Source organism: Desulfosporosinus fructosivorans, from assembly GCF_004766045.1.
GTDB classification, from domain to species: domain Bacteria; phylum Bacillota; class Desulfitobacteriia; order Desulfitobacteriales; family Desulfitobacteriaceae; genus Desulfosporosinus; species Desulfosporosinus fructosivorans.
In genome coordinates, this window is the sequence record NZ_SPQQ01000004.1 from 68,146 (window position 1) to 92,185 (window position 24,040).

Below are 24,040 nucleotides of genomic sequence, written 5' to 3' on the forward strand. Positions count from 1 at the left end.
CCTTTTTAGATTTGGTTTGGGGCCTATAACTAGAGATTATGTTAAACACCAGCATTCATAAGGACGCTGGTGCTATTGTTTATTCGTAAATCAATGACTACACCTAATTCAGGTCAGTCATCATAATTTTTATTTCTCCCTCGGCAGCAATCTGTCCGTCTACACTTGCTGTCACCTTTGCTTTAATCAAACCATGCTTTGAAACGAGTATTTCGGCCTCAAGCTTCAATATATCCCCAGGAACTACTTTCCTTTTGAACTTCATTCCATCTATTCCTGCTAATACACCTAGTTTGCTCTCGCTTTTCTTATTTATTGATACTGCTATACCTGCCGTTTGTGCAAGAGCCTCGACAATCAGTACTCCAGGCATGATCGCATACTCGGGAAAATGTCCTTGGAAATGGGGTTCGTTAGCCGTTACGTTTTTAATACCCACAGCCTTTTTCCCCGGTTCAAGCTCCAAAATTTTGTCCACTAATAAAAACGGATACCAGTGGGGAGTCAAGGCTCGAATTTCCAAGTTGTTTAACATAGTACACCTCTTAAAGTTAATTATTGTCTGTCTCATAGACTTAATGCGCACTTGTCGTATAAATCCCTTTTATTGGCATATCCAAATTATTTCGCCAATAATACATAACTATCACGTAGCTGAAACTCTCTATTTTTAATATTTTTAATCGTTGCTGTACACAAGCAATCTAAAAATATTAAAACGATTAATTTGTTCATTGTTTTATCTTCTTAACTATTTGATCAATTTTAACTGGTATTTCTTTTGATATGTCAAATTCATTAAGTGTCATAGTATTATCCTTGTGTTTAACAACTATATAAACCGTACTATCCCCTTCTAGAAAAATCATTGGTTTAAAATCTCCAACTTTTATATCCATAGCCCTAACAATTTTCATTCTTATATCAGAACTTAACGTTGCGATACTATCGTCAAATATATCTCTCATAAAGTAAGATTTTAAATTTATGGTATCTAAGTCAAAAGTATTGATAGCTTGTTTTTGGACAGTGTATTCCTGGTCTAAATATAGACTGTCCGAAACAGCCGTTTTTGCATCTGTGAAAAATAATCCACCGACAAGAGCTAAAATACCTATACCTACGCCTAGGTAAGAAAAAAGTTTTTTCTTATTCATATTCATAAACTTATACCGCCTTTCAATTCTCGGTAGTTACTATTTTAGTATATAATATTATTCTTTAGTTATAATTACAATATATTTCCATTATAGTATATAATTACCTCTCGCATATAGTGGAGAAAAAATATCGTGTTGATTAATTAATGGATCACTTTACTCAACAAGTCCCATATTTAGCCTAACCTTTTCTATGATAAACGTAACACATGCTAGGTATATCTCATCAGCCACCTATACCTATTCAGACCAACAATATTACCAATTCGACAAGTATTTACCTTTTACCTTTGTAAACAAAAAGAAATAACACTCCTTAACGGTGAGCGTAAATATTGATTCCTGTATTGATCTTCTACTATGGCGTAACTGAAATATCCATTACTGAAATCAAATGTAACAGATACTTTAGGTACGTTTTCTAATCTCAAATGCACTGAACCTTAAAAACTTCAGCCTTGATATTTAAGAGAGTTGTCCAGAATCCGCCCCCTTACGTCTTTAGCTATAGTTATTTGTGTTCACATTCGCCATCTTTTCGTAGGTACCCATAAAAAATAAGCCCCCAGGCTCAAAAGACAGTGCATAAGGCCAGGGGCTAATCTTGGATTAGATTAGGCTCGTTTGAAAATTTCCTGCAATGTAGTCACACAATTGCTGACGGTATCACAAATTCCCACTGCTCCTATTCCGATAAATAACCCTATCATTAAATACTCTCTTATTGATGTGCACTGGAGTAAGCCGAAGCTACTAAGGATCCCTAATGGAATTGATAATAAATGTGCAAACTTATGATCTAAACCATACTTCTTAAGTGCCGTCACAATAACATAGACCAGTACAACTAATAATCCGAGTTCAGTAACCACAGCAGATTATCACTCCTTTACGAACAATTAGTCTTGTACGCCTATAATTATAGTATTCTTAAAGGTTCGATAATGTGAGGTCACTTCATTATGTGCGAGAGAGAGGAATTGTCCATAACCCATTAAATTTTAGAAAGTTTCAGGTGAAATTAAGTTATCCTTCAGCCAGTTCTCAGGTTTAAAGCTTATATTTATAGAGTGCCACGATGGCAAACGCAAAGGCAAACTGGGTAAACGCTTTTGTTGCTATTGTATGGTTTAACACAAATTAAGGGAGGCAAATACTATGTCAGAACTAACAATTATCGACAATGACTATGCAACTTTATGGTATCATCCAGAAACGAAAATCATCCATCATAAAATTAAAAAGTATACATCTGGCAAACAATTACAAGATATATTAAATACAGGGAGTGAACAGTTGCGAAAATGCGGAGCTGAAAAATGGTTATCCGATGATATAAATAACAATGCCTTGACTTCCAAAGATGCAGAATGGACTTCAACAGTTTGGCTTCCAAGTACAGCCAAAGCAGGTTGGAAATATTGGGCACTAGTTCAACCCGAAAAAATTACTGGTCAAATGAATATGAAGAAACATGCGGGTTTCACTTCTGCTCTTGGAGTTGTTGTAAAAGTTTTTAATAATCCCAATGAGGCAATGAAATGGTTAGAGAGGCAGTAAAGATAAAGCAAACAGTAGTACAAATTTCTCACCCCAATTACGCGGGGAGCTACATATTTGTTCTTATGACAAATATACCTAGAAAGACCTCTCAATCCTTGAACTGCCCCCTGTCAAATAGACAGGGGGCAGTTCATTTTATACCAAGTACAGGTCTTTTGCTGATATAACCGTTATTGAGTGACAATGCGAAATTCTGGAATAACCTCAACGTTATTCTTCAACATAGTCCATACAGGACAGTATGTTTCTTCGGTAAGCTTAATCGTCTTCTCCACTTCTGAACTTTGAACATCCTCAGAACTTATTACAAATTCAAGAGTAATCTTTTGAAATGAAGTTGGGGGTTGCTCTCGCCTTATGCCTTTTGCGTTAACCTGAAGCCCAGAGATGTTCTTTCTCATCTTTCTAAGCAACGTCAAAACCGTAGTTCCACTACACGAGGCTAGACTTATTAGTAGCAATTCAAGCGGCGTATAACCTTGTCCATCCCCTAGCGGGGGTAGACAGTCAATAATAATTGCTGGATTTGCTCTTCCTACTCCAGTAAATTGAACCTTCTGATTCGTTAAGTCAACTGAAACTTCCAATTGATTACCCATTTTTCAATCCCTCCATTATTCCTTATTTATTAGACACTAATGGTGGGTTTACCTTTATTTTACTCTTTAAGTAGGTTAGTAACATTATGACACTTTGCCAATAATATTATTTGGTTCGTTAAACTCCCACTCAATCGTTCCAGGTGGCTTCGAGGTAATATCATAAACAACGCTGTTAACCCCTTGTACCTCATTCACAAGCCGCGAGGATATGCTTTCTAAGAGATCATACGGAAGCCTTGCCCAATCGGCTGTCATGGCATCTTCGCTGGTGACCGCCCTGAGGATAATGGGAAACTCATAGGTACGGCTATCCCCCATTACGCCGACGCTTTTGATCGAAGGAAGAACAGCAAAACTTTGCCACAATTCGCGATACATTCCTGCACGCCGAATTTCTTCCGTAAAAGACTAGGCGGTTTAGAATTTTTACTGATCAGTGGTTTAGATGACTCAACTTGCACTTCTTATTTATAATGTGTAGAAATACGGATTCCGAGTCTCTTTGATCTTTACCAATAGAGGCATAGTCATTAATATAGTGATTATGATGCCCTTCCTTGTATAATATCAAGAAAATAGCAAGTTGAACTTCATTTAATTCCTGACCAATCTCAAAAAAATGTCCCTTTTACTTATTTGCTTGATAAAACTTTACAAAAACAAAGCCGTAAATAATTGATGCCAATACTATACCGGCATAGTTCACAATCGAAAGTAGGACACTTGGATAATAATTTCCGAATACGTAAACCCCCAAAACTTGGGAGCCAACTAAAGCTCAAACCATAGCCCACTGAGTCGGGAAATAGTCACTTTTATAAAAATAATTTTTGAAGTAATCAGTTAGTAAATATACTGTAAATATAGCCCAACCAATTGCTATCACATAAGAAAACGTGATAAAAAAGAACGATGCTACTTTAATATCAAACGAAAACCACGTTTGCAAGTAGAGCATGATTTTGTAATAACTGATTCCATACAGACAAGTAATTGGAACAACTAAAAAAAACGCAGGTTGTATTTGATTATCCGGTAATTTGCTGGATTTTAGCTGTTGGTAAATCAAATAAGTGAGTTTAATTACAAGTAAGAAAGAACCTATACTTAAAGCTAACAAGGATGCAAAAGCTGCAATCGATGCAATCTCTTGGTTGCTTGCCATCGAGGCTATTCCTGTTCCGGTTAAAGTCACTAAACCAAATGCAAAAACGTCAAGTAGCCAGACGAAATTTAATTTAGTGACATCCAACGGCTGGCTTAACCAGCTTTTAAGAACTGTAAATTCAAGCTTCAAAAGCATGAATAATAGAAAGCCAAACATGATCAAGCCAGGCAACATCAATACTTGGATATTAGCTGATAACTGCGGAACAAAAAAAGCCAACGGAGCTAAAATCACATTCATAGTCATAGACAGTGAGGCAATGGGTACAAAAATACCTGTAATCCTTGATGGTGGGCCACTCATAAACTCTTTGTATTCTTGCTTAGTTGCAAGCCATTGAATGAGATCTTTCAAAAAAACAACAATCGAAAGTAAGTTTATAATAGTGAAGACTAACATAATCCCGATTAAAGGAACATACAAGCTAGTTTGAATTGCTGTCAAACTTGCCCAAGGGATATCTGATAACTTAATTGATCCTTCTCCATGGGGCACTGCAAACTGAAGATAACTGAAGGCCATCAGTGTAATACCTCCAGCACCTAAAGGCGCTTGGAAATTAAATGGTGAGAACTTCAAAATACATCCTCCCTAACTATAATTAAGCTACATATCTAAGTGCGATTCATACTTTTGACTTTAAAAAGTCACTACCTTATCGGCCCACTCAACCATATCAAGACAGTCAACCATTGTTGAAATGGGACAAACATCTGTGGTACTAAGGTTACGTACCCTTAGACAAGTTCCGCACGCCAATATTTCTCCGCCGGCTTCTGAATATGTCTTAATCTGTCCAGCCACATCAAAGGTCTCGTGAGTAAGGTTCTCACATTCTACTGCTTCCCCCATTAGGAATACATGAACTTCATGGCCTTTCTTTAAGGCAGTGTTTGCAAATCTGAAGGCATTCCAGGCTTTTTCAAACTCTTTTGTTTCCAGAATAATTCCTAGTTTCATAATTTATATCTCTCCTCCATTTTTTAAATTCGAACCCATAACCAAACAATTTAGTTATCCTTCTAAGTTATCAATATGTTACCACACTCTTTGTTATAATTGTTATGCATTGTTATTATATATGCTATGCAAATTGTGCATATTGCACAAGAGCCTTTAACCAGACCATAAGTCAAAAAAAAACCCCTATTACTGGAGGCTCTCAAAAGCTTTATAGTCACTTACTCATTAATTTATGGATAACTCCAATAAATAAAAGAGCCGGATGGGGTAACCGAAAATCTTTAGGGTACGTTAAAATTACTGGGTAAGTACAATTCAGGGGAACCCCTTGTAGAACACCCTGCTCTAATTCTAGCTTTATTAAACTTTCTGGTAAAATACTACAACCAGAACCATTAAGCAGAAGAGTTTTAATTCCTTCTAAAGAGTCAACGGTTAATGGAGCATCAGCAGCCGAAAACTCCTCGGGAAGAAACTCTCTATATTTCGAGAATGCGTAAGTTGAAGGAGGGAAGAGAAAGGGAGAATATTCAGCAATTAGTTCGGCGATTCTAAGGTTATTAGGAAAACCATTGATTTCTGGAATTTCCCGTTTAATTTGCAACATCACGACATCGGATACGTCCGTTGTTTTCAAGATAGATCTAAAGGTGGATTTCGCCGAGGTGACTAAGAATAGTCTTTCTTGGTACAATGGTTCAAGTGTCAGTGGTACATTCTCAGCTGGTTCCACCCCGCAAAAGAAGGCGAGGTCGATCTCACCGCCTGCTAGAAGATTATATAAATCACCATGAGCATGAGTACGAATCTGAAGTTGTAAACTCGGATAACGACGGTGGAATTCCCCCGCGAAGCGAGGCAAGAAGTAGTTGCTCAAATAACTGTCTGCCGCTACTGTAACTGTTCCCTGACGCAAATCTCGCAGATCTTGAATGGTTCGATTTGCTTGCTCTAGAGTTCGAATTATTTCTTCAGCATACGCCAAGAGTTTCCGCCCTGCTTCCGTGAGGGAAATATGATTCGCCATACGTACAAAGAGCGGTAATCCAATTTCTGCTTCTAAAGAAGATATCTGTCGAGAGACCGCAGGTTGGCTAAGATAAAGTTCTTTGGCAGCCTTAGAAAAACTTCGCCAGCGCGCGACTTCATAAAAGGCTCTTAAATGCTGAATGTCCACGCTATACTCCTTTCGCATAGGGATTATAACTAAGTTGCATTTCCATTATATATGAAATATGATACGCTAAAACAGATAAGGAGGCAAGGCGATTGGCTGATCTTAACCGTTCTATTCGTTTAACCAATTATTCTCCTGGATCTGGCTGAGCTTGTAAGATAGGTCCGGAGGACCTAAGCATTCTTTTATCCTATATACCCAAGCAGAACAATCTAGGTATGCTGTCCGGTCTAGATGATGATGCGGCTACTTATCGTATCGATGAAAATCTCGCCATTGTTCAAACTCTGGATTTCATTACTCCAGTCGTTGATGACCCTTTTTCATTTGGCGCCATAGCCGCAGCCAATGCGATCAGCGATATTTATGCGATGGGAGCCAAGCCGATATTTGCTCTGAATATCGTCAGCTTTCCGATCAAAACGATGCCGATGGAAACTTTAGGAGCCATTTTAGCCGGTGGTGCTGCGAAAGCGGCGGAAGCTGGATTTTCTATTGTCGGTGGGCATTCTGTGGATGATGCTTCACCAAAGTATGGTCTTTCGGTAACAGGACTCGTACATCCACAAAAATTAATCCGCAAAAGTGGTGCCCTTGTTGGGGATGCTCTAATCCTGACAAAACCTTTAGGCACTGGGATTTTGGCTACAGGGGTTGATTCTGGAATCGTCGGAGACGAAGTAGAAGCCGCCCTAACGGCAATCATGTTGGAACTTAATCTGAAGGCGGCCCAAGTTATGCAGTCGTTTCCTGTTCATGCCTGTACGGACGTATCGGGGTTCGGTCTGTTAGGCCATCTCAGAGAAATGTTAAATCCGGATTTAGCCGCACTGCTTGACTATGACAGCTTACCGATTTTACCCCAGGTTTGGGATATTCTTAAATATGGGGGAGTTTCCAGCGGAACGCATTCGAATGCTCGCTATTTAGGTGATCAAGTCCAATGGGAAGAAAAAATAACCTTACTTGAACAAATGGTTCTATTTGATGCCCAAACCTCTGGCGGTTTACTGATGGCCGTTCCTGCAGAGGTGGCTAGTTCACTGATTTATGAGCTAACCCAAGCAAAAACTCTTGCTGCAAATATTATTGGCTATGTTAGTCAACGTAATGATTTCCCGATTAAAGTTCGACGGGGATTAGGCAGCGAAAACCCGTTCTAACTATTTTCAATGAAAGTCATACTAGAAATGATAGCAGCAGACGTGGATTCAACGATCCACATCTGCTTCTGTTCTATTATACTTTTTCTAAATTAACCCAAGTATCATAAAATGACACACTACCACCAATCGGTTCACTCAAAGGCGTACCCCTCAGATTATCATCCAAGCGTAGAATTGGATTGATATGGACTCCTTTCGCCCTCCTTGGATCGCCTTTAATCACCACCCCATCGACCACTACATCGTTAGACCCGTAAGCCCAATGTCCATAACCCGTGGAAACGGCAACAACTCCAGGGCGTATCCCTTCTACTACTTTAATATCTCCTTGAACATAACGTTGCTTCCCATTGCCTAAATCGTGAACTCCTTCAGGATTACTCTGGGACTTGACTCGAACCTTGTCTCCATTTTTCAGTCCCAGTCGTTGGGCATCCTGTCGACTTATTTGGACATAGTTCTGAGATTGAAGCCCGATCTGTGACCAATAGTTGCTAATGGTCCTTGATTGAGTCGAAAACACATCTTTGTGGGTAATTAGTTTAAGGTCTCCTTCTGCTTCAATCAATTTACCCATTGAATCCTGGATTTCCTGATAGATCGCATGACCTTGGAAGTACTTTCCACTGATCGAATGTCGACTAACGGCTACTTCCTCAATATAGAAGCGTTTTAGTCCTCCCAACAAATAGCGTTGCTGAGATCCAACATAAGCTTTTTCATTACTTTCAAAGCGGCCTCCTCGGTTCAGGACGTAAACCACCTTGCCCCATTCCGTCGGTTTTAAGGCCTTTCTCCAGGCTTGTTCTTCAAAAACCTCCGGTGATAAATGCCGTCGAGCTTTTCTAAAGAGCTCGAGTTCTTTATCATCCGCATCAAGGACAGTATCTCCTTCTTTATCTCCATAGGCGATATTAGCCACGAGCTTAAGATAATAATCCTCAGGTCGTTTAAGCGGTAATCCCGCACCGAACCCATCGGCCCCAAATCCTGAAAGATTCAGCTTCCTAGCAATCGCGATCATCAAGGTTTCGAGTGACAATGGTAACTCTTCTCCCTCAATTTCCACCGAATCCGTCAAAGCTGGAATGACAGGTTGACGAATCGCTGTTGATTTCACGCGAACATGGTGGGGACCTTGACCGGTCGTCCAACGTTCAAGATATGATATGTCTGGGAAAATATAGTCGGCATACATGCTTGTTTCCCCGATTACGATATCCGCTGCGATCAGAAGCGGTACTTTCGCTGGATCAAGAAGCGTTGGTAATTGGTGACTCCCACCTGGTACCGAATACATCGGAGTATGACTGGAAAGAAGAGCTGCCTTAATCGGATAAGGATATCCATCGGCAATGGACGGCCACGTTTCTTGGGCTACGTTACCGCTAAAAGGGTACCAAGGTCGTTTAGCGGGATACCCAGCAAAGAGCGTGGACTCTTCATATTGCCAAGTTTCTCGGGTAATCGGCACCCCAAAGGCCGATAATTTTCCAGGGTGTAGTTTACTCATATCATACGGTTTACCAGGTTTAGCACCTATATAATCCCAGCCACCAGGAGGTTTGGTCAAGCCTCCCTTCCAATCAGGATTCCCGATCAAATAGTTTAAAGCGATTAAGGCTTGGGCATTATACCATCCATTCGTATGCTTCACCGAGCCACGATAAAACTCCACCGCCGCCTTCTTACCATGGGAGGTAAATTCGCGCGCGACATCGACTATATCATCGTACTTTAAACCTGTGATCTCAGCATAGTCCTCGAGACTCCGCTTAAAGGCTTCTTCTCGTAACAACTGAAGAGACGTCTTAAGAGTGATTTCTTGATAAACTGTTTCAACCAGAAGGTCCCCTTCAACAGGATTAATGGTGTCGTTCGGATCAGCAGGAATAAAGTTCCCACTACGATAGACCACAAATTGATCCTTGGTTCCCAGACCCACCTCGTCAGCCCGAAGAAACTTACCTGGCCGTCCATCGATTACTTTAACAAGATAACTGGCATCGCTCCAGGATGTTTCTCCATCTTCTTTAGCTGCTGCAGAATTGGCGTTTTCTAAATATTTCTGATCATAGCGATTATTTTCTAATATCCATCGGACCATCGCCAGGCCCAAGGCAGCATCCGTTCCGGGTTTAAGAGGTAGCCATTTCCACGCTTTACTCGCAACCTTCGTTAAGCGCGGATCCGCTACAGCTAACTTTAAGCGACCACTTACCAAACCGTCCGTGATGGGTTCAGTCTCCTGAACTGGACCATAATTAGCCTCAAATACGATCGTACCTAATACCAGTGCGAACTCAATATTGGTCCAATCAGGGCGAGGCGCTTTGACACCGCCTGCCCATTTTCCATCCGTGTAGTCCATCGTTGATCGCACCCAAGCTTTATTGCTGGTTTGACCGCATAGTGAGGTTTTTTCGATCCAATTAACACTGCCCATGGTATTGTTTACAAATCGTTTCGTGAATTCAATTCGACCATTATGAATACGACCGACTTGAAAGAGAAACTGATTATTTTTCGGCCCCAAATCTGGGTGGTCAGGGTCAATCAACACCTCGAGGTGTGCTTGATGCTTCTCTTGAAATTGGGCGACTGTCATTTTCTTTTTTCGGATTTCCGCAACATCTGCCGCCATATCCTTGGCTACTTTAGCGTCCCTCAAAACAGCTATATCTTTGAGTCCAGTAACCTGTTGATCTTCCCCCAGTTCTTTAAAAATTTGTCCTCCATCAACAATTTCGTTTACAGCTTGTTCAAACGGAATCACTTTCCACTCGCCAGATCCTCTGAGTCCAGCACGTTTTAGGACTTTTCGCAGTCGATATGGGTCGTATACATGCTGTATTCCAGCTTGACCTTTGGGGCAGAGCTTACCATCGATTCGAGTCGCATCTTGAGGGGGTAGGCTATAGGGTAAGTTCGGTACGATATTTGCCGGACTATAAGGATTTCCGTCAATTTTGACTAAGATACCATCATAAATCTTGGCTTTAATCGAGCAAGCCACCGTACACTGTAAGCAGCACGTATAGAGAATATTTTCTTGATTGGCTAACTCGTAGGGTGCACTCCCAGACTCAGTTTCTGCATGTGCAATTCCAACTTTACCGAAAATCCCTGCTTGGGTCGCTAAAAGACTAGTACCTCCAATAAAGGCTGTACTCTTTAAGAAATCACGCCTTGTGAGTTGCCCTTTTGGTGTTGATTCCATAATCATTGCTCCCCCTTCCTTGAATCGGATGGTTATTACGCTCTAAGATTGGGAGAAGCTCCCAAGCCACACTAAACATTAAAATGACAAAGGCAATAATCCCTAAGGAACTAAAAAACTCATTGGTGCTTGGGAAATAGCTATACACTAGGCGGGAATCGACAAAGGCTTTGTCTAGCCCATGCAGCTGCGGAGTAATATAAGCTGGCATTACTAAATTGATCCGTACAGCAATGATACCGAGCACGGTGGATAGACCTGCCAACCCTTGCAGCTTATAGGAACCTTCTTTATTACGAGATAGGTAAATTAACAGGATAGGGATAACGACCGCCAGCCCAATCTGGCCTATCCAGAAAATCGGTCCGTAAGACCCCGCAAGTATTTCCTTCAATGAATGCACATCTTCTGGTATTCCACCATATAGACCAATTAAAAATTCTGCTAAAACTAATATTAGATCGATTCCGATAAACAAAACGAGCAGATTCGTGAGCGACGCTATAACATTCGGTTTATCCTTGTCATCTTTACCGAAGAAAGCGTATAGGAAGGTAATCAGTGCGGCCCCCGAAACAAGTGCGGAAACAATATAAATAATCGGGATAATTGCACTGTTCAAAGCAGGCTTAGCAATCTGTACTGCGAAGATTGAACCAGTTCCCCCGTGTACAGCGATAGCCATAGGAACTCCAAGCATACCGAGAATTCTTACCCAGCGCCCTGCGAACTGGGATTGCTTTACACGTCCCTCGGGGTTCGCTACAGTCCTATACCCCATAGAGAGGAAACGACCTAGTTTTCCACGAATTCCAGGTTCGTTAGTTGCCATTAAGGAAAGATCATCTCTCATAATGAGCCACAACTCCCCCACCACAAGCAGGATATATAAGAGATAAAAGTGAATTTCCCATTCTAAAACAGAGGTGAAATTACGGTGTACAAGAGTATACCAGAACCGCTCGGGATGCCCCAAGTCAATCAGGACAAACATTAACCCCCCTACCAAAGAAAACAAAGCACTTAAGAGTGAAAGTCGCCCGATCTTCTCCAGCGCATGCATTTTAAACACATAGATCATGGTCGATAACAAAAATGAGCCTGCGGACAATCCGATGAAGAAAATGTAGAAAACCACCCATAAACCCCAACTAGAATAACTGGTTAAGTTAGTCACTAACATTCCATTCATTAACCTCATGCCTACGAACCAAAACCCAATTCCGGTCAGAATAAGCAAGAGGATATAATACAGACGCTTCTGCATAGGTTTCCCTCCTTCCCTTAATTAAATGAGATAAAATACGTTAGGTTCAGTTCCTAATTCCTCTTTGAGCCGCATCACATTAGACCTCCCAATTAGTTCAAAAACTAAGCTTTCCGGATCACTCTTGTCCCCAAAATAAGTCGCACGTCCGATACAGGTGGTCACGCACATAGGCAGCATTCCTGCATTGAGACGATGTAAACAAAAGTGACACTTTCGTGTATTATTGATAGGCGATTGCTTCTTTTCTCGTTCTCTTTTATCTCCGTACTCAAACGAGGGCACTAATTCATATTTCTCAATGTTCGGCGTGCCTTGAGTATGATACTCTCCCCAGTCAAAGGTCCGCGCGCCATACGGACAAGCTGATATACAATATCGACATCCGATACATTTATCATAGTCGATAACCACGATCCCATCTTCTCGTTTATACGTAGCCGCAACTGGACATACCTTAGTACAAGGAGAATTAGTACAGTGCATACAGGGACGTGGTAAAAAACGCCTAGCTAGATGAGGGTAGGAGCCCAGGGTTTCCTCGATTACTGGACGATACACGACACCCGGCGGTAGTTTATTTTCCGCGATACAACCCACCGTGCAGGAAAAGCACCCCACACATTTGCGCGTATCAATCACCATCGCCCAGTTCCTCTCGGCAACTGGTTTTTCGAGGGCCTTGAACAATTCTCTGTGCATTCTATAAATAAGTTTATCCTGAGGAATTTGCTTTGATAAAGGCTCTAAGGTTGTCGTTTGTTGTTCTTCATTCTCTGGTTTTGCCTGTGCCTTTCCTGTCGATATCAAAGCTATTCCCGCAGTCAAACCCAAGGTTGCCTTAAGCATATTGCCAATTACTTGGCGACGCGGAACCTTTTGCGACCCATCATCTTGACCTATTTTGGACATATTATTAACCTCCTCCACCTTAATCACTCAATATGTCAAGTATAACTAATCGTTCTTCTTTACACATGAGGAGATCCCCTCATTAAAAACGGTCTGGTATAGGGGAATTCCCCTATACCAGACCGTTTTCCATTGCGTAGCGTACCAACTTTGATCGGCTATTTATACCCAACTTGTCATGAATCCTAGTTTTATGATTTTCAACCGTCTTGACACTAATATTTAGTTTCTTAGCAATCTCCATATTGGAATACCCTAAGGCTATAAATTTCAATAGTTCTCTTTCTCGAGGAGTTAGTTCGAAAGCCCGCTTCATCTTGGCAGGTTCCTCGGGACTAAGAGCACGTGTTACTAAATATTTTTGGAAGCTGGTATCCACATAGAATTCACCACGATGGACGGCCCTAATCGCACTCAGGAGTTCTACATCGGCTGCCCGTTTTAGAACAAACCCGTTTCCCCCAGCGGCTAAAACCTTATCTAAGTATATGGAGTCCTCATGCATTGTCAAGACCAACACCCGCTGTTCAGGCTTTTTCTTCTTAATCTGTATCATCGCTTGAATTCCATCGATGCCTGGTAAACTCAAATCCATAATGACGAGATCTGGCGAATGCTGGAACGTAAGGTCAATGGCTTCTTCACCACTCGATGCTTCTCCGACAACTTCGATTTCCCCACTATCTTCCAGCACTAGACGTAAGCCTTTGCGGATGACCTGATGGTCATCCACTAAGAGGACGGTTATTTTCTTCATCGCTGCGCAACCCTTCCGGAACCTTCACATAAATGGTCGTCCCTTGGGCAAGAGCAGACTCAATCTGGAAACTTCCACCTATAACAGCCACTCGTTCCTGAATTCCAAAAAGTCCGAACTTCCTGTTGGCAACCCTTTTTGCTAATTCTTCCGTCACATTAAATCCTTGGCCGTTATCTTCAATGGTAAGGTTAACCTCACCTAAATAATTAGTCAGAACTATGCTTACCTGCTGAGCTTGGGCATGACGAGCAATATTCGTTAACGCTTCTTGAACAATCCGATACAATGAACTAGCAACCTCCCCTGAGAGTTTACCTGAAACATCAGCAATTTCTATATCTAGTTGGATTCCATACCGCTTTTCAAATTCTTGGGCATATCGTTTAACAGCTTGCCCCAGTTCTCCTTCTTCTAATACACTAGGCCGAAGAACTGTGATCAATCGTCTTATCCCATCAAACGTTTGATCTAATAGTTTCCGGACCTCTATTAAACGAACAGTTGCCTGTTCAAGAGTTGGCGCCTTTTCTGTATATTTTAAGCCGAGACGAAGAGAGGCTAGAGACTGGCTCGTTTCGTCATGAAGTTCCCTCGCCAGATGACTTCGTTCCTCTTCTTGAACTTGCATCAACTTTTCGGCTAGCCCCTGCCTCATATTACTTAATTCTTTGATCTCTAAGGCTGACTTTTCCATTGATTCTATCATAAGGTTAAACGCGTGAGTCAATTGCCCACCCTCGTCTTGGATAGACCATTCAGGAATCCGATAACTTAGATCACCCGAGGCGTAAATTTTCGTTGCCTCAAACATTCTTCGGTAGGGAGTTGATAAGAGGTGGGCTAGGAGATACGCCATAACTAATCCTATCAGCATAAATGTCAGGGTAGCGATAGAAAGGGTGACTAGCAACTTAGATTTTGCTTGAGTAATTTCCTGTACAGACATACCAATACGCACGGTCCCTAGCTTACCGTCTGATAAGGGCAGAGCTATATCACGAACTAGACCTTCTTCGGTATCAATAACATTAACATGATACGCTTCACTCGGTTTTACTTGGTTAGCCGCTAATAGCCCATAGGGCAGGGCATTCCCAAAGGTATCAACTAAAACCGTCTCGTCTGCATCAATAATAAAAATATAACGGATGTTTTCGTTACTATTACGAGCATCTCGAATCAAGGTATATAGTTTAAAATGGTCACCACGATAAATGTACTCTGGACTTCGGTCCGCAATATATTTTCCAGTGGAAATCCCTTGAGCGTCAAGTTGTTGATTCATAAAAGGGCTAATACTCCGTTCAGTTTGGATAAGAACGGTGACTGATAATAATAGAAGCAAACTAACAACGAGCCCAACAATTTTGGAACGTAAACTGATTCCTAATAACGACCTTACTAATCTCATGACCCAAAATTTCACTGGATTCACTCTCCAATCAGCTTAACGAGTTCCCTGACAGAATCGTAGAGACTGTCTTCCAACAACTTAAACTGGTCGTATCCAGCAACTTGTAAAGCTTCTTGCCCATCTTCATCTTGATGCATAGTTAGAAATGCCTTCTGTATCGCTAAAAATGACTGTTCATCCAGCCTTGGGCTAGCGACAACAGGATTGTTCGCATAGTTCGGAGATGTATCGATTATCCGGATAGAATCCACTAATTGGGGAGATTTCGCAAAAGCTGCGGCCAGAGTATAATTATCGACCGCAGCCGCCTCGACTAGTCGGTCCTTAACAGCTGCAATCGAATTACTATGCCCATAGGTATAAATGTAACTTTTAAAATAGTTTAGGCCTCCCTGATCTTTCACCTTGCTCAAGGCATATAAGGATCCTGAGGTTGATTGTGGATCTACAAAGGCGAAACTATGGCCCTTTAACTGAGTCCAATTCCTTATTCCACTACCAGTATCGGCAATAATCACAGACTGGTAGTACGGTGACCCATTTGTGATAGGGACTGCCACTAGACGCTCTCCAAATTGCTCATGGCCTATAACATACGACGATGAACAAACAAAAGCAATATCTACTTTTCCTTCTTGGATCAAATCATCGACTTCTTTATAACTTTTTCTCTGTACCAGCTCAACTGGTCGATTTAACGTTTCTGATAAATATTTGGTTAAGACCTGAAATCGAGCAATACTCTGGCTCGGAGACAACCCCACAGCCAACGCCACTCGTAAACCATCCTGAGGTGACTTTGGCGGATTGTCCAGGGGCTGTAAGTTGGACAGTGTTACATGTTGCGGAGTGTCTGCCTTGCCACAGCCGTTCAAGATCACGACGGCAAGTATCGCTGTGCATAATAAAACTATACGAGGTAGCATCTTCATAAATTAACTCACTTCCCTACTAATCAACTTAAATGTACTCTATTGATCCACTTGCCACGTTCTATTATTAGTTTGCAATTCCAATGTGATCCTTGGTTTTGCTTGTCCATTTCTAGGGATGTATACCGTCTCATTATAGTTGTTTACCTCCAGTTGGGGAAGTAAAAATTCATATAGGGTGTACCATCTTCACCACACAAAACAACAAAAGCAATTTGGTTTCGGCCAATTGCTTTTATTATTTGCCTCGTATCATTCCATCCAACGCTTTTACTGTCTTATCTCCTATCACTTAATTACATAGAAAAGATTTCTATTTTCTTCACGATAACGCTTTGCACACGTGTTAATACGTGTTGTAATGTATTTAGAAGGAGATATTCTATTTGTTCCGGCGAAAGCTTTCTGGCTGTATCCACCAGACGGCGAAGTTCCGGCTCAAGCTGCGGACATTTATACTCTAGATAACTCATCCCTAAATGCCGGTCTATTGGCATATTTGTTAATAAGCTTCTGTATGATTTCCGATACCCGTTCTTTCCCTCCAGCTTTTTTATGATTACGAATAATGGCACATACCCTCTGATAATCTTTCCTGTTACCTGCTCTGGCAGCACTCTGCTCAATATGTTGCAGAAAGAGCAGGTAAACCTCTTCCTTGAATTCAGGAATAAGATGCCTGTAATAAGTTTCGACCGATGATGGACTTCCTTGAACGTACTTAAGTAATTTTTGTTTTTCCCCTTCTTCTATTAGAATACGGGTGTAGACATCCTGATAAGTCTTCTTCTGGTTTTCCAATAAAAAAATGATCTTGGGATAAACAGATGGCCACTCATTGGTAGCATAGGTGTTTTTCAATTCCTTGTAATAATCGAAGCTTCCGTCCAGAATAAAATCCGTTGCCATTCCACGCTGTTCATCCAGCTTCCCGGAAAGTTTAAAGGCTTCGTGCCGGTATTTCTTCCACTGGCTTACCAGTCCACGCAGGCTTTTATCCTTGTCCTCCCCATCAAGGGTAAGCTTGATGACATAGTCATAATCCTTTTTGTTCATAGCGCTTTTGATTGCCATTTCCCTAAAGTTGGAGTATTGAAGGTTATTTTCAATAAACTCCTGTGCTTTTTTCGGCCCGTCATGTTTCTCAACCAAATGATATCGGATGAGATTAACTCGCTCAGCTAAGTAATTGACACCCCATGAATCTCCTTTTTCGCTTTCCAGCATTAAGATTAAATAATTTTCCAATTTGCTTCGTAAATCCGAAGTGTCTGCAAGCTCTGAACAGCTTTCCAGCAGGTCTATCCTCCAATCCGTCCAACCGTTGTATTGTCGATGAGATGCTTCTTCGATCAGTTTATTAAACAAAGGTTCTTTATGAATTGGTTTTAGTTCTTTATCCCCACACATTTCATCAATCAAGGCTAAGCTTTCCTCAATTACTCCACCGATTACACCGTCTGAATCATCTGCGCCTTGAAGTAAATCCATCATCTCCTGGATTACACATAGGCTAAGCTGTAAAGCATGCACAGTCTTATTCTTTTCTAAAGCAAAATGGGCCTTTTCCAGCACCAGATCCGCCCCCCTAACCGCTTCACCGGTATCTCCGTACGCTACAAATCCATGTCTGTCTGATTTATTATTAATATAGGTACGAATCAGCGCAATGGCCTTGGATAGTTCAGCCTCATCATTTCCATCATCAAAATTCAGTTCAATTCGCCGCTTGATTTCTTCATATTCTGTAACGATATCCAGCAAAAATTCAACCAGTTCCTCTTTGGTTCTGTCAGATAGTATTTTTTCGATATTAGGCGCTTTTCTTTTTTTCGGAACCGGGGATTTAAGTACGGATTCTAAATCCCCACTATCTTGGGATATCTGGTTATATCCTTTGGATAGATTTTTTTTTATATCCCGTACAGCAAGAAATGTTGCTACCTGATGTTTGCAATAATCACCCATATCATAGGGACAATCGCATTGGGTATCGATGATGTTCGCCTGATCATCAAGTTCGACCTCCACCGTGTAGAGCTCAGTGCCTTCAACCTCTGCCTCAAAGACATTCTCCTCAGTTTCTTCAACTGACGTTACATAGTTATTCTCGTAGTAGTCATAGCCCCTTGCCAGTATCTTTTTCTCGATATAGTTTTCAAAAGTTGTGAAGATTCATTGTTACCACCCACCCTCGTACTATCTTCTCAGGCCTGAGTTTTTATCTTTTTAAGTAGGATTAGATTGTATGATCACAGAATTGTTGCCAACAGCTGTTGCCCAAACCCTTCAACTAAAATATTTTTCCCTCTTTCAGTAAGTAATCAATGACCCTCTGAATTTCAGCCTGCACCTTTCGTCGACCGCTTGTTTCAAAACCTCAATAACATTCGATCATTCCACATGTCTTTATATTCCTCAAGGAGTAAAGGGGTTTCAAATTTATTCGCTCGATTATGATTCAATAACTCAATTATAACCTGTGAGAAAGATAAAAAAAAGTTCATTGCCATCCGCTCACTGCCTTATGTTCCATCAAAAAATGCCGCTACCTTTTATTTAAGTAACAGCACCATTCAATAAATACCTAGTGTTATTATTTTGACCCGCTACGGTTGATGTCCCGACACAAGATAGAGCGTGTAGTCGAGATGGTCCAATACCACAAACCACGAGCCTAGTGTGAGCAAATATGACAAACACTGGAGAACATCGCTGAGCGACCGCTCCTGCCAGCGGCATGTATGCTATTGTGTCCATCAACTTAGCAGAAAAGTAACTACGGCTTGAATTTATCAAGTCGAGGTTACTTTTCTCAAAGTGTTCCTAAAAGAATAATGCATACTAGAAATAATTAGTAAGGAAGTCATCAGGGGCAATGGCTTTAACTGGTGACTCAGCAAAGTCTTTCAGATCGCGAGTAATGATTAACTCAATTCTCCTGCGTTTAGCACAAGTTGCTAATAAGGCATCTTCATAATCATCCATTGGCAGACCGAGTGCCTTTTCACAATCACTTTTTGTTACGTCAATAACTTCAAATATGTTGAAAAAATTAATAAGCATTTCCTTTGCTCGATCACTATCATGATAATCTCTCTTAAGGAAATAGTAGATATCAGTTACAGAGCTTGCAGTAATGGATGCATTCACCTTTTCATCTGCAACAAGAAGTAAAATCTTTTCTGCGGAAACATTGAAAGGTATACGGCTTAGCCCTGCATCAAGAATGACATTTGTATCAATCAGTACGTTCATATTTCTTTAACCTTTCTTCTCTTGACTGTTCTAAAGAAATATCAGTAGAGAGAGAACCAAAAAACGACTTCATAATTTCCACCTTGTCTTCTTTTAAAGGAGTGAGTTTTGCAATACCCTTTCCATTCTTCGTGATGATAATTTCCTCATCATTAACGAGTGTTAAATACTTTCCGATGTTTTTTTTAAATTCAGTCGCGGTAATAAGCATTCAAACCACCCCTTGTCCAAAATAGATGATTTCATTATATCAAAATCGCACGATGTTACAAGTGTGAATCGTGCGATTTTATGTAGAGGGAAGTAGTTTCCTGTCAAATCAAACATCACTATAATTTATAAATATTGTTGGGTAAAATGTCACTGAAAACCACCTACATATGTCTCGCCAACAATAAACTGGCTTTTACAGAAATGTGTAGAACCCTTCTCAATATTCTCAGTCCTTAATTTGCCAGCAAAAGGATAGATATCTTGAAAGATATACCCATGTATTCTTTTTAAGTGGGTGATTCCAAATCTGCCTTTCACCATCTGCTCTTTTTCAAGCTGGTATTGCCGAAGCATTGTCATATCAGCCTCATATTCAGCTAAGGCATTTGCATCCTTAATGTTTTCTTTATTAATCAATACATCGACATCTTTGTAATAATAGACAGATCGGTTAATTTCTTTAGAATCGTACTTTGAAAAGCCACTGCCACTTTTCATTTTAGCGTCCAAATTTAGAAGCGTGCCTAGCTTTTATACCTGCGACAGCTTCCCCACTGCTGATCTTATCTTCAAGGTACCGTTTCCCAATTGCCTTCGCATGCGTACTTGGCTTCAATCCTTCAAAAGCCATCGATGCACTTACACCAGAAATCACCCGATTATTCGTTGTAACTCTTGGAGTTTTCCTTGCCAATACAATCACCTCTTGATAGTATCATATGCAATTTTAAGCTCAAAGACAATTTGTTCTGAATACTTTATATTCAGAACAATCTTTATCAGCTGCCCCATGGCCTATAGCTATATTGCAACAAAAAAGAGAGAGCGCATCTCTCCATAAATTCTCGTCAATATCCTCTGCCTTAATTAGGCTTTGGAGCGAAGCAAATCCAATAATCTCTCCTCACTCCCCTTCTTCTCTATAAGGACTTTATTCCTTACTGCGTATCTCCGCCGGGGCGAGCTTGCCTGCTCCAGGTCTCGTCCTTAAGCCACACCTTCAAAAGATCGTAAACTTTATTCTTATAAGTGATATACGTCTCCTTATCATTGGGGGCGATTTGGAGCAGCTCATGCTTGACTTCCTTAATGGTTTTATCCAGGTTTTCACAGAGGAAGGCGATATGGTTGGCCTTGACCTTGAGCGACGTATTAATGAAGTTCGCTTTCATCCTCTCATAGCCCTTGGCGGATGAACTTTGTTGGAGCGACTCCAGCGAATCCTTCAGTTGCCTGGCCGTTTTATCGAGTTCCACTTTGGACGTCTTGACGTTCTCGAATTGGACCTTCAGATTGGCAAGCTCCCTAGTCAGCTCGGTGATGATACCGCTTTGGTCTTCAACTGTTTTCTGGAGGTCCGCGTTCTCCTGCAGGGCCTGGTCTTTTTCTTGCCGGACCTGCGTCCGTTCATTGACCGCTTTCCTGAGTTCCTGATTAGTCATTCCCTCGATATCCATATCGATGATGAACTGTTCTCGACCTTCTTCCGGGACTCCTAAGAGGATCACTGCCTGGGAGTATGTCAGATTGCGCACTGGTGCGTAATCTGAGTTGCTGTCGGAAGCATCAAGCAGTTTGCTCCCGTATTCTCTGAAGACCTTCATAAATCTGTCGGCCGTACTCTGAGAGTAACTGACCGACTCTTTCAGCCACTTGCCCCATTCTCCATACTTGAGCAGGGCCTTGGCTTCCGTCAGCCGCCTTCCGATCTCGACGGCGGCGGCAAGGTAGACCCTCTCAGCCTGGTATTTGATCATGTTAATTTCAGCCGCGATTACCTGCGTGGTGCGTCCGCTGATGACATCAGTTACTGTATTAGTTACTGTATCAGTCATAATATCCACACTCCTTGGGGCTAATTTCACTCTTAGGATATGTGGCCAGGCTTAAGAGTGTGACAACCTCAGTCGTCAGGCTTTTTAATCTAGGAAAGTACCCCGCTGTTTGGTCGAAACAGCGGGGTACTTTCCTTTTTAGAATCTTTTTAATGCCTCCAAACCTGTAGCCTGAAGTTAATCGTTCTCATAGTATATTAAATTGTTTTATTCTGAAATTTCTTGATTTGTCTTCCTAGTACTATAAATCTTCCTTAGCTCCTCAATATTACCCCAAGACATTTCTCTGCGGCCTTCCATTTGACCAAGTTTCGTTCATGCACAAAATTAGACTTGACAAATAACCTAAAATAATAGGACATTTTAAAAATTTCCGAATCGCCTGTATACCAAGCAATTTGGCGATTTTCTACCCTTCTATCTCCTAAAGTCAGGAACTACGGTAACAAGTAAAAAGTCCTTGGTCCAAAGTGCTTGCTTTGGATTTGACGTCTCCATAATCTAACACCTCTGTTCAGGCTCATAACATTATCATCTCTTTTCCTTGATCTGCGTGTGATTTCATTTTTTCTTCCTCAATTTGATGTCTTTATTCACGAACTGGTTTACCGTTTCTAAATTTCCTATTGGGGAAAGAAGCTCCAGCTATCTCATTTTCAGGTACAGCTTCTTCAATTTCCTTAATATCATCTTCCGTCAGACGAATATCAAGTGACTGCAAAGCCTCTTGAATATGCGCCGGTGATAAGCTGCCAATGAGCGGAATAATGTCTTCCCCTTTTGATAACATCCATACAAACGCCAGTTGTGATACCGATATTTGTTTCTTGGCGGCAATCTCAGCCAGCCTTTTGGTCAAAGCAACATTTTTCACAATATTATCTTCAAAAAACAACGGAATAAAGCCACCTTTACTCTTTTGGATTCGCTCTTCTGTCCAATTGCCTGCAAGAAGCCCATGCGCCACAGCACCAAAAGCGACAACACCGATCCCAAGTTCCCGTGTAGTTGGCAAAATATCTTTTTCAATGCTTCTGTTAAAAAGTGAGTATTCGGATTCCACCAAGCTTATTGGATGCGTTGCATGTGCTCTTCTCAATATATCAGTATCAACCTGGCTGACGCCGACATGCTTTACATAGCCAGCTTTCACCAGATCGGAAATGGCACCGATGGTTTCTTCAACTGGTATCCCCAGATCAATTCTTCCCGGCAGATAAAGATCAATATAGTCGAGATTAAGTCTTTTGAGCGAATATGTGAGATAATTTTTCACATTATCGGGTGTAACATCCAATCCGTAAGATGAGCCGTTAGGCCCACACAAAATTCCAAACTTCAATGATATAAAATATTTATCCCGGTTATACCCCTTCATCGCTTCAGCAATTAACATCTCGCTTCGGCCAGCGCCGTAAAAATCCGCTGTGTTGAAATGATTGATCCCGTTCTCTAATGCCGCATGAATTGCAGCGATGCCTTTCCCCTTATCAGTTTCATTGGCATTGGACATATGACCGCAGCCAAGTCCTATCCTGGATATATCCAGTCCGTTTTTTTGATAATTCATAATGATAACCTCCTAAATTTTTCCAATGTTTCATTTTTATTAGTTTGTGTATAATGCTGCGTTTACATGTAGCCGTCTACTTTTTTGTTTAAAAAAATACTCGATTACATAGCAAAATCATGGCTTTGACAATTGCTTGTCCACGTTTTCAAAAGCACGGGTCAGCAGAGATACAAACATTGCTTTTTCGGCAGCTGACATACCTTCCGTTACCAATTCCTCAGATTTTGATAACGCAGAACTCTTATCATTGATGAAATGCTTGGCTTTGGCTGTTACATCAATACTTAGGTTACGTCCGTCGGAAGGGTTGTTATTGCGCGATATAAATCCGCCTTTCTCCAGACCGTTCAATAAGTTTGTTACAGACGGACCACTTAAAGCCATTGTTTTCTCAAGAAACTTTCGGTTTATTTCAATATTTTCCTCTATTGACTGATTAATATGCCACAGAAGAATCGCTTGAGAGGTATTCAAGCCATAATCCAGCAGCAGCTGGTCGGTTATTTCCCGAATCTTTTGCGCAATAAGCTTAATATATAGACTATATGGATATTTGTCGAAAACACTTTGCATAGATATCTCCTTATATTGTGTAGATGTCTACATTATATATTGAGTTTCTATTTTAGTCAATACGTAAGACAACTTTTAGTAATTTGTCAACCACCCCTTGACCTTGGTGAGCAATGCTTCCCGCAACTCAGGGCAGTCGTCTCCGGGAAGCGCTTGGTCTATGGTACATATCCAGTTTGACACAACTGTGCATAGACCTCTTTAGAATAAGAATATTCATTTGAATATTCATTTACTATCGAGTTTGCGTGCTATTGCTATTTCCCACATCGCAGGTAGGACTG

The 24,040-nt window shown here is 41.1% G+C and carries 23 protein-coding genes and 1 pseudogene; 2 read left to right on the plus strand and 22 right to left on the minus strand.

Features of this window, described 5'->3' with window-relative positions; all coding sequences use genetic code 11:
- Positions 1 to 103: 103 nt before the first annotated feature.
- The 3 genes from fabZ to E4K67_RS12280 form a co-directional block, all read right to left on the minus strand.
- Complete coding sequence (fabZ, locus tag E4K67_RS12270; RefSeq protein WP_135547109.1) at positions 104 to 535, minus strand: 3-hydroxyacyl-ACP dehydratase FabZ; 432 nt, start codon at positions 533 to 535, stop codon at positions 104 to 106.
- 196 nt (positions 536 to 731) lie between these two features.
- Positions 732 to 1,163 (minus strand): hypothetical protein, encoded by a 432-nt coding sequence (locus tag E4K67_RS12275; RefSeq protein WP_135547111.1) that lies wholly within the window; start codon positions 1,161 to 1,163, stop codon positions 732 to 734.
- Positions 1,164 to 1,774: 611 nt separating this feature from the next.
- Positions 1,775 to 2,032, minus strand: coding sequence for a hypothetical protein (locus tag E4K67_RS12280; RefSeq protein WP_135547113.1), 258 nt, complete (start codon positions 2,030 to 2,032; stop codon positions 1,775 to 1,777).
- 286 nt (positions 2,033 to 2,318) lie between these two features.
- Here E4K67_RS12280 and E4K67_RS12285 point away from each other — a divergent pair, with 286 nt between their 5' ends.
- A complete protein-coding gene (locus E4K67_RS12285) occupies positions 2,319 to 2,720 on the plus strand; it encodes a hypothetical protein (protein WP_135547115.1) in 402 nt (133 codons plus the stop codon).
- Positions 2,721 to 2,893: 173 nt separating this feature from the next.
- Here the strand turns inward: E4K67_RS12285 and E4K67_RS12290 are convergent, their stop codons facing one another.
- The 5 genes and pseudogenes from E4K67_RS12290 to E4K67_RS12310 all read right to left on the minus strand — a co-directional run bounded on the left by E4K67_RS12290 (position 2,894) and on the right by E4K67_RS12310 (position 6,633).
- Positions 2,894 to 3,322, minus strand: coding sequence for an OsmC family protein (locus E4K67_RS12290; protein WP_135547117.1), 429 nt, complete (start codon positions 3,320 to 3,322; stop codon positions 2,894 to 2,896).
- An 84-nt stretch (positions 3,323 to 3,406) separates the two neighbouring features.
- Positions 3,407 to 3,724: pseudogene (locus tag E4K67_RS12295) on the minus strand (GMP synthase (glutamine-hydrolyzing)); the annotation flags it as partial.
- Positions 3,725 to 3,953: 229 nt separating this feature from the next.
- Positions 3,954 to 5,072 carry a selenoprotein TsoY gene (gene tsoY, locus E4K67_RS12300; protein ID WP_376797694.1) on the minus strand — a complete coding sequence of 373 codons (1,119 nt, stop codon included), beginning with the start codon at positions 5,070 to 5,072 and terminating at the stop codon, positions 3,954 to 3,956.
- Between the two features lie 60 nt (positions 5,073 to 5,132).
- The gene (locus tag E4K67_RS12305) at positions 5,133 to 5,453 is read right to left on the minus strand and encodes a DsrE family protein (RefSeq protein WP_135547121.1); all 321 of its coding nucleotides are present in this window, start codon (positions 5,451 to 5,453) and stop codon (positions 5,133 to 5,135) included.
- A gap of 217 nt (positions 5,454 to 5,670) precedes the next feature.
- A complete protein-coding gene (locus tag E4K67_RS12310) occupies positions 5,671 to 6,633 on the minus strand; it encodes a LysR family transcriptional regulator (RefSeq protein ID WP_158408465.1) in 963 nt (320 codons plus the stop codon).
- A gap of 158 nt (positions 6,634 to 6,791) precedes the next feature.
- On the opposite strand from E4K67_RS12310, the gene selD reads away from it, so the two are divergent.
- Complete coding sequence (gene selD, locus E4K67_RS12315) at positions 6,792 to 7,796, plus strand: selenide, water dikinase SelD (RefSeq protein WP_274594878.1); 1,005 nt, start codon at positions 6,792 to 6,794, stop codon at positions 7,794 to 7,796.
- Between the two features lie 76 nt (positions 7,797 to 7,872).
- Here selD and E4K67_RS12320 read toward each other — a convergent pair whose 3' ends face one another.
- The 14 genes from E4K67_RS12320 to E4K67_RS12390 form a co-directional block, all read right to left on the minus strand.
- Complete coding sequence (locus tag E4K67_RS12320) at positions 7,873 to 11,019, minus strand: molybdopterin dinucleotide binding domain-containing protein (RefSeq protein WP_199242533.1); 3,147 nt, start codon at positions 11,017 to 11,019, stop codon at positions 7,873 to 7,875.
- Complete coding sequence (gene nrfD, locus E4K67_RS12325; RefSeq protein WP_135547129.1) at positions 10,982 to 12,286, minus strand: NrfD/PsrC family molybdoenzyme membrane anchor subunit; 1,305 nt, start codon at positions 12,284 to 12,286, stop codon at positions 10,982 to 10,984. Before nrfD ends, E4K67_RS12320 begins: the two co-directional genes overlap by 38 nt.
- Before the next feature lie 21 nt (positions 12,287 to 12,307).
- Positions 12,308 to 13,198 (minus strand): 4Fe-4S dicluster domain-containing protein, encoded by an 891-nt coding sequence (locus E4K67_RS12330; protein WP_135547131.1) that lies wholly within the window; start codon positions 13,196 to 13,198, stop codon positions 12,308 to 12,310.
- Between the two features lie 112 nt (positions 13,199 to 13,310).
- A complete protein-coding gene (locus E4K67_RS12335) occupies positions 13,311 to 13,955 on the minus strand; it encodes a response regulator (protein ID WP_243454438.1) in 645 nt (214 codons plus the stop codon).
- Positions 13,924 to 15,384: a sensor histidine kinase gene (locus E4K67_RS12340; RefSeq protein WP_158408466.1), complete on the minus strand. Its 1,461-nt coding sequence runs from the start codon at positions 15,382 to 15,384 to the stop codon at positions 13,924 to 13,926. The genes E4K67_RS12335 and E4K67_RS12340 overlap by 32 nt, the downstream gene beginning before the upstream one ends.
- 5 nt (positions 15,385 to 15,389) lie before the next feature.
- Positions 15,390 to 16,304: a substrate-binding domain-containing protein gene (locus tag E4K67_RS12345; protein ID WP_135547135.1), complete on the minus strand. Its 915-nt coding sequence runs from the start codon at positions 16,302 to 16,304 to the stop codon at positions 15,390 to 15,392.
- A gap of 453 nt (positions 16,305 to 16,757) precedes the next feature.
- Positions 16,758 to 18,335 (minus strand): SWIM zinc finger family protein, encoded by a 1,578-nt coding sequence (locus E4K67_RS12355; protein WP_243454439.1) that lies wholly within the window; start codon positions 18,333 to 18,335, stop codon positions 16,758 to 16,760.
- Between the two features lie 813 nt (positions 18,336 to 19,148).
- Positions 19,149 to 19,562, minus strand: coding sequence for a type II toxin-antitoxin system VapC family toxin (locus tag E4K67_RS12360; RefSeq protein WP_135547139.1), 414 nt, complete (start codon positions 19,560 to 19,562; stop codon positions 19,149 to 19,151).
- Positions 19,546 to 19,773, minus strand: a complete 228-nt coding sequence (locus E4K67_RS12365; RefSeq protein WP_135547140.1) for a type II toxin-antitoxin system Phd/YefM family antitoxin — start codon at positions 19,771 to 19,773, stop codon at positions 19,546 to 19,548. Before E4K67_RS12365 ends, E4K67_RS12360 begins: the two co-directional genes overlap by 17 nt.
- Positions 19,774 to 19,922: 149 nt before the next feature.
- Positions 19,923 to 20,273, minus strand: coding sequence for a hypothetical protein (locus E4K67_RS12370; RefSeq protein ID WP_135547142.1), 351 nt, complete (start codon positions 20,271 to 20,273; stop codon positions 19,923 to 19,925).
- Between the two features lies 1 nt (position 20,274).
- Positions 20,275 to 20,469 carry an antitoxin VbhA family protein gene (locus E4K67_RS12375; protein ID WP_135547144.1) on the minus strand — a complete coding sequence of 65 codons (195 nt, stop codon included), beginning with the start codon at positions 20,467 to 20,469 and terminating at the stop codon, positions 20,275 to 20,277.
- Positions 20,470 to 20,713: 244 nt separating this feature from the next.
- Entirely contained in the window at positions 20,714 to 21,610 is an 897-nt protein-coding gene (locus E4K67_RS12380) for a DUF3102 domain-containing protein (RefSeq protein ID WP_135547146.1), read from the minus strand.
- Positions 21,611 to 22,199: 589 nt separating this feature from the next.
- Positions 22,200 to 23,180: an aldo/keto reductase gene (locus E4K67_RS12385; RefSeq protein WP_135547148.1), complete on the minus strand. Its 981-nt coding sequence runs from the start codon at positions 23,178 to 23,180 to the stop codon at positions 22,200 to 22,202.
- Positions 23,181 to 23,297: 117 nt separating this feature from the next.
- The gene (locus tag E4K67_RS12390) at positions 23,298 to 23,756 is read right to left on the minus strand and encodes a MarR family winged helix-turn-helix transcriptional regulator (protein WP_135547150.1); all 459 of its coding nucleotides are present in this window, start codon (positions 23,754 to 23,756) and stop codon (positions 23,298 to 23,300) included.
- Between the last annotated feature and the right edge of the window lie 284 nt (positions 23,757 to 24,040).

What these genes read in the sequence shown, in the direction of transcription:
- E4K67_RS12380 (WP_135547146.1), bottom strand. Translation starts at nt 21,610, where the DNA reads ATGACTGATACAGTAACTAATACAGTAACTGATGTCATCAGCGGACGC.
- fabZ (WP_135547109.1), bottom strand. Translation starts at nt 535, where the DNA reads ATGTTAAACAACTTGGAAATTCGAGCCTTGACTCCCCACTGGTATCCG.
- E4K67_RS12285 (WP_135547115.1), top strand. Translation starts at nt 2,319, where the DNA reads ATGTCAGAACTAACAATTATCGACAATGACTATGCAACTTTATGGTAT.
- nrfD (WP_135547129.1), bottom strand. Translation starts at nt 12,286, where the DNA reads ATGCAGAAGCGTCTGTATTATATCCTCTTGCTTATTCTGACCGGAATT.
- E4K67_RS12335 (WP_243454438.1), bottom strand. Translation starts at nt 13,955, where the DNA reads ATGAAGAAAATAACCGTCCTCTTAGTGGATGACCATCAGGTCATCCGC.
- E4K67_RS12330 (WP_135547131.1), bottom strand. Translation starts at nt 13,198, where the DNA reads ATGTCCAAAATAGGTCAAGATGATGGGTCGCAAAAGGTTCCGCGTCGC.
- E4K67_RS12305 (WP_135547121.1), bottom strand. Translation starts at nt 5,453, where the DNA reads ATGAAACTAGGAATTATTCTGGAAACAAAAGAGTTTGAAAAAGCCTGG.
- E4K67_RS12365 (WP_135547140.1), bottom strand. Translation starts at nt 19,773, where the DNA reads ATGCTTATTACCGCGACTGAATTTAAAAAAAACATCGGAAAGTATTTA.
- E4K67_RS12320 (WP_199242533.1), bottom strand. Translation starts at nt 11,019, where the DNA reads ATGGAATCAACACCAAAAGGGCAACTCACAAGGCGTGATTTCTTAAAG.
- E4K67_RS12370 (WP_135547142.1), bottom strand. Translation starts at nt 20,273, where the DNA reads ATGAAAAGTGGCAGTGGCTTTTCAAAGTACGATTCTAAAGAAATTAAC.
- E4K67_RS12385 (WP_135547148.1), bottom strand. Translation starts at nt 23,180, where the DNA reads ATGAATTATCAAAAAAACGGACTGGATATATCCAGGATAGGACTTGGC.
- E4K67_RS12290 (WP_135547117.1), bottom strand. Translation starts at nt 3,322, where the DNA reads ATGGGTAATCAATTGGAAGTTTCAGTTGACTTAACGAATCAGAAGGTT.
- E4K67_RS12360 (WP_135547139.1), bottom strand. Translation starts at nt 19,562, where the DNA reads ATGAACGTACTGATTGATACAAATGTCATTCTTGATGCAGGGCTAAGC.
- E4K67_RS12275 (WP_135547111.1), bottom strand. Translation starts at nt 1,163, where the DNA reads ATGAATATGAATAAGAAAAAACTTTTTTCTTACCTAGGCGTAGGTATA.
- E4K67_RS12345 (WP_135547135.1), bottom strand. Translation starts at nt 16,304, where the DNA reads ATGAAGATGCTACCTCGTATAGTTTTATTATGCACAGCGATACTTGCC.
- E4K67_RS12390 (WP_135547150.1), bottom strand. Translation starts at nt 23,756, where the DNA reads ATGCAAAGTGTTTTCGACAAATATCCATATAGTCTATATATTAAGCTT.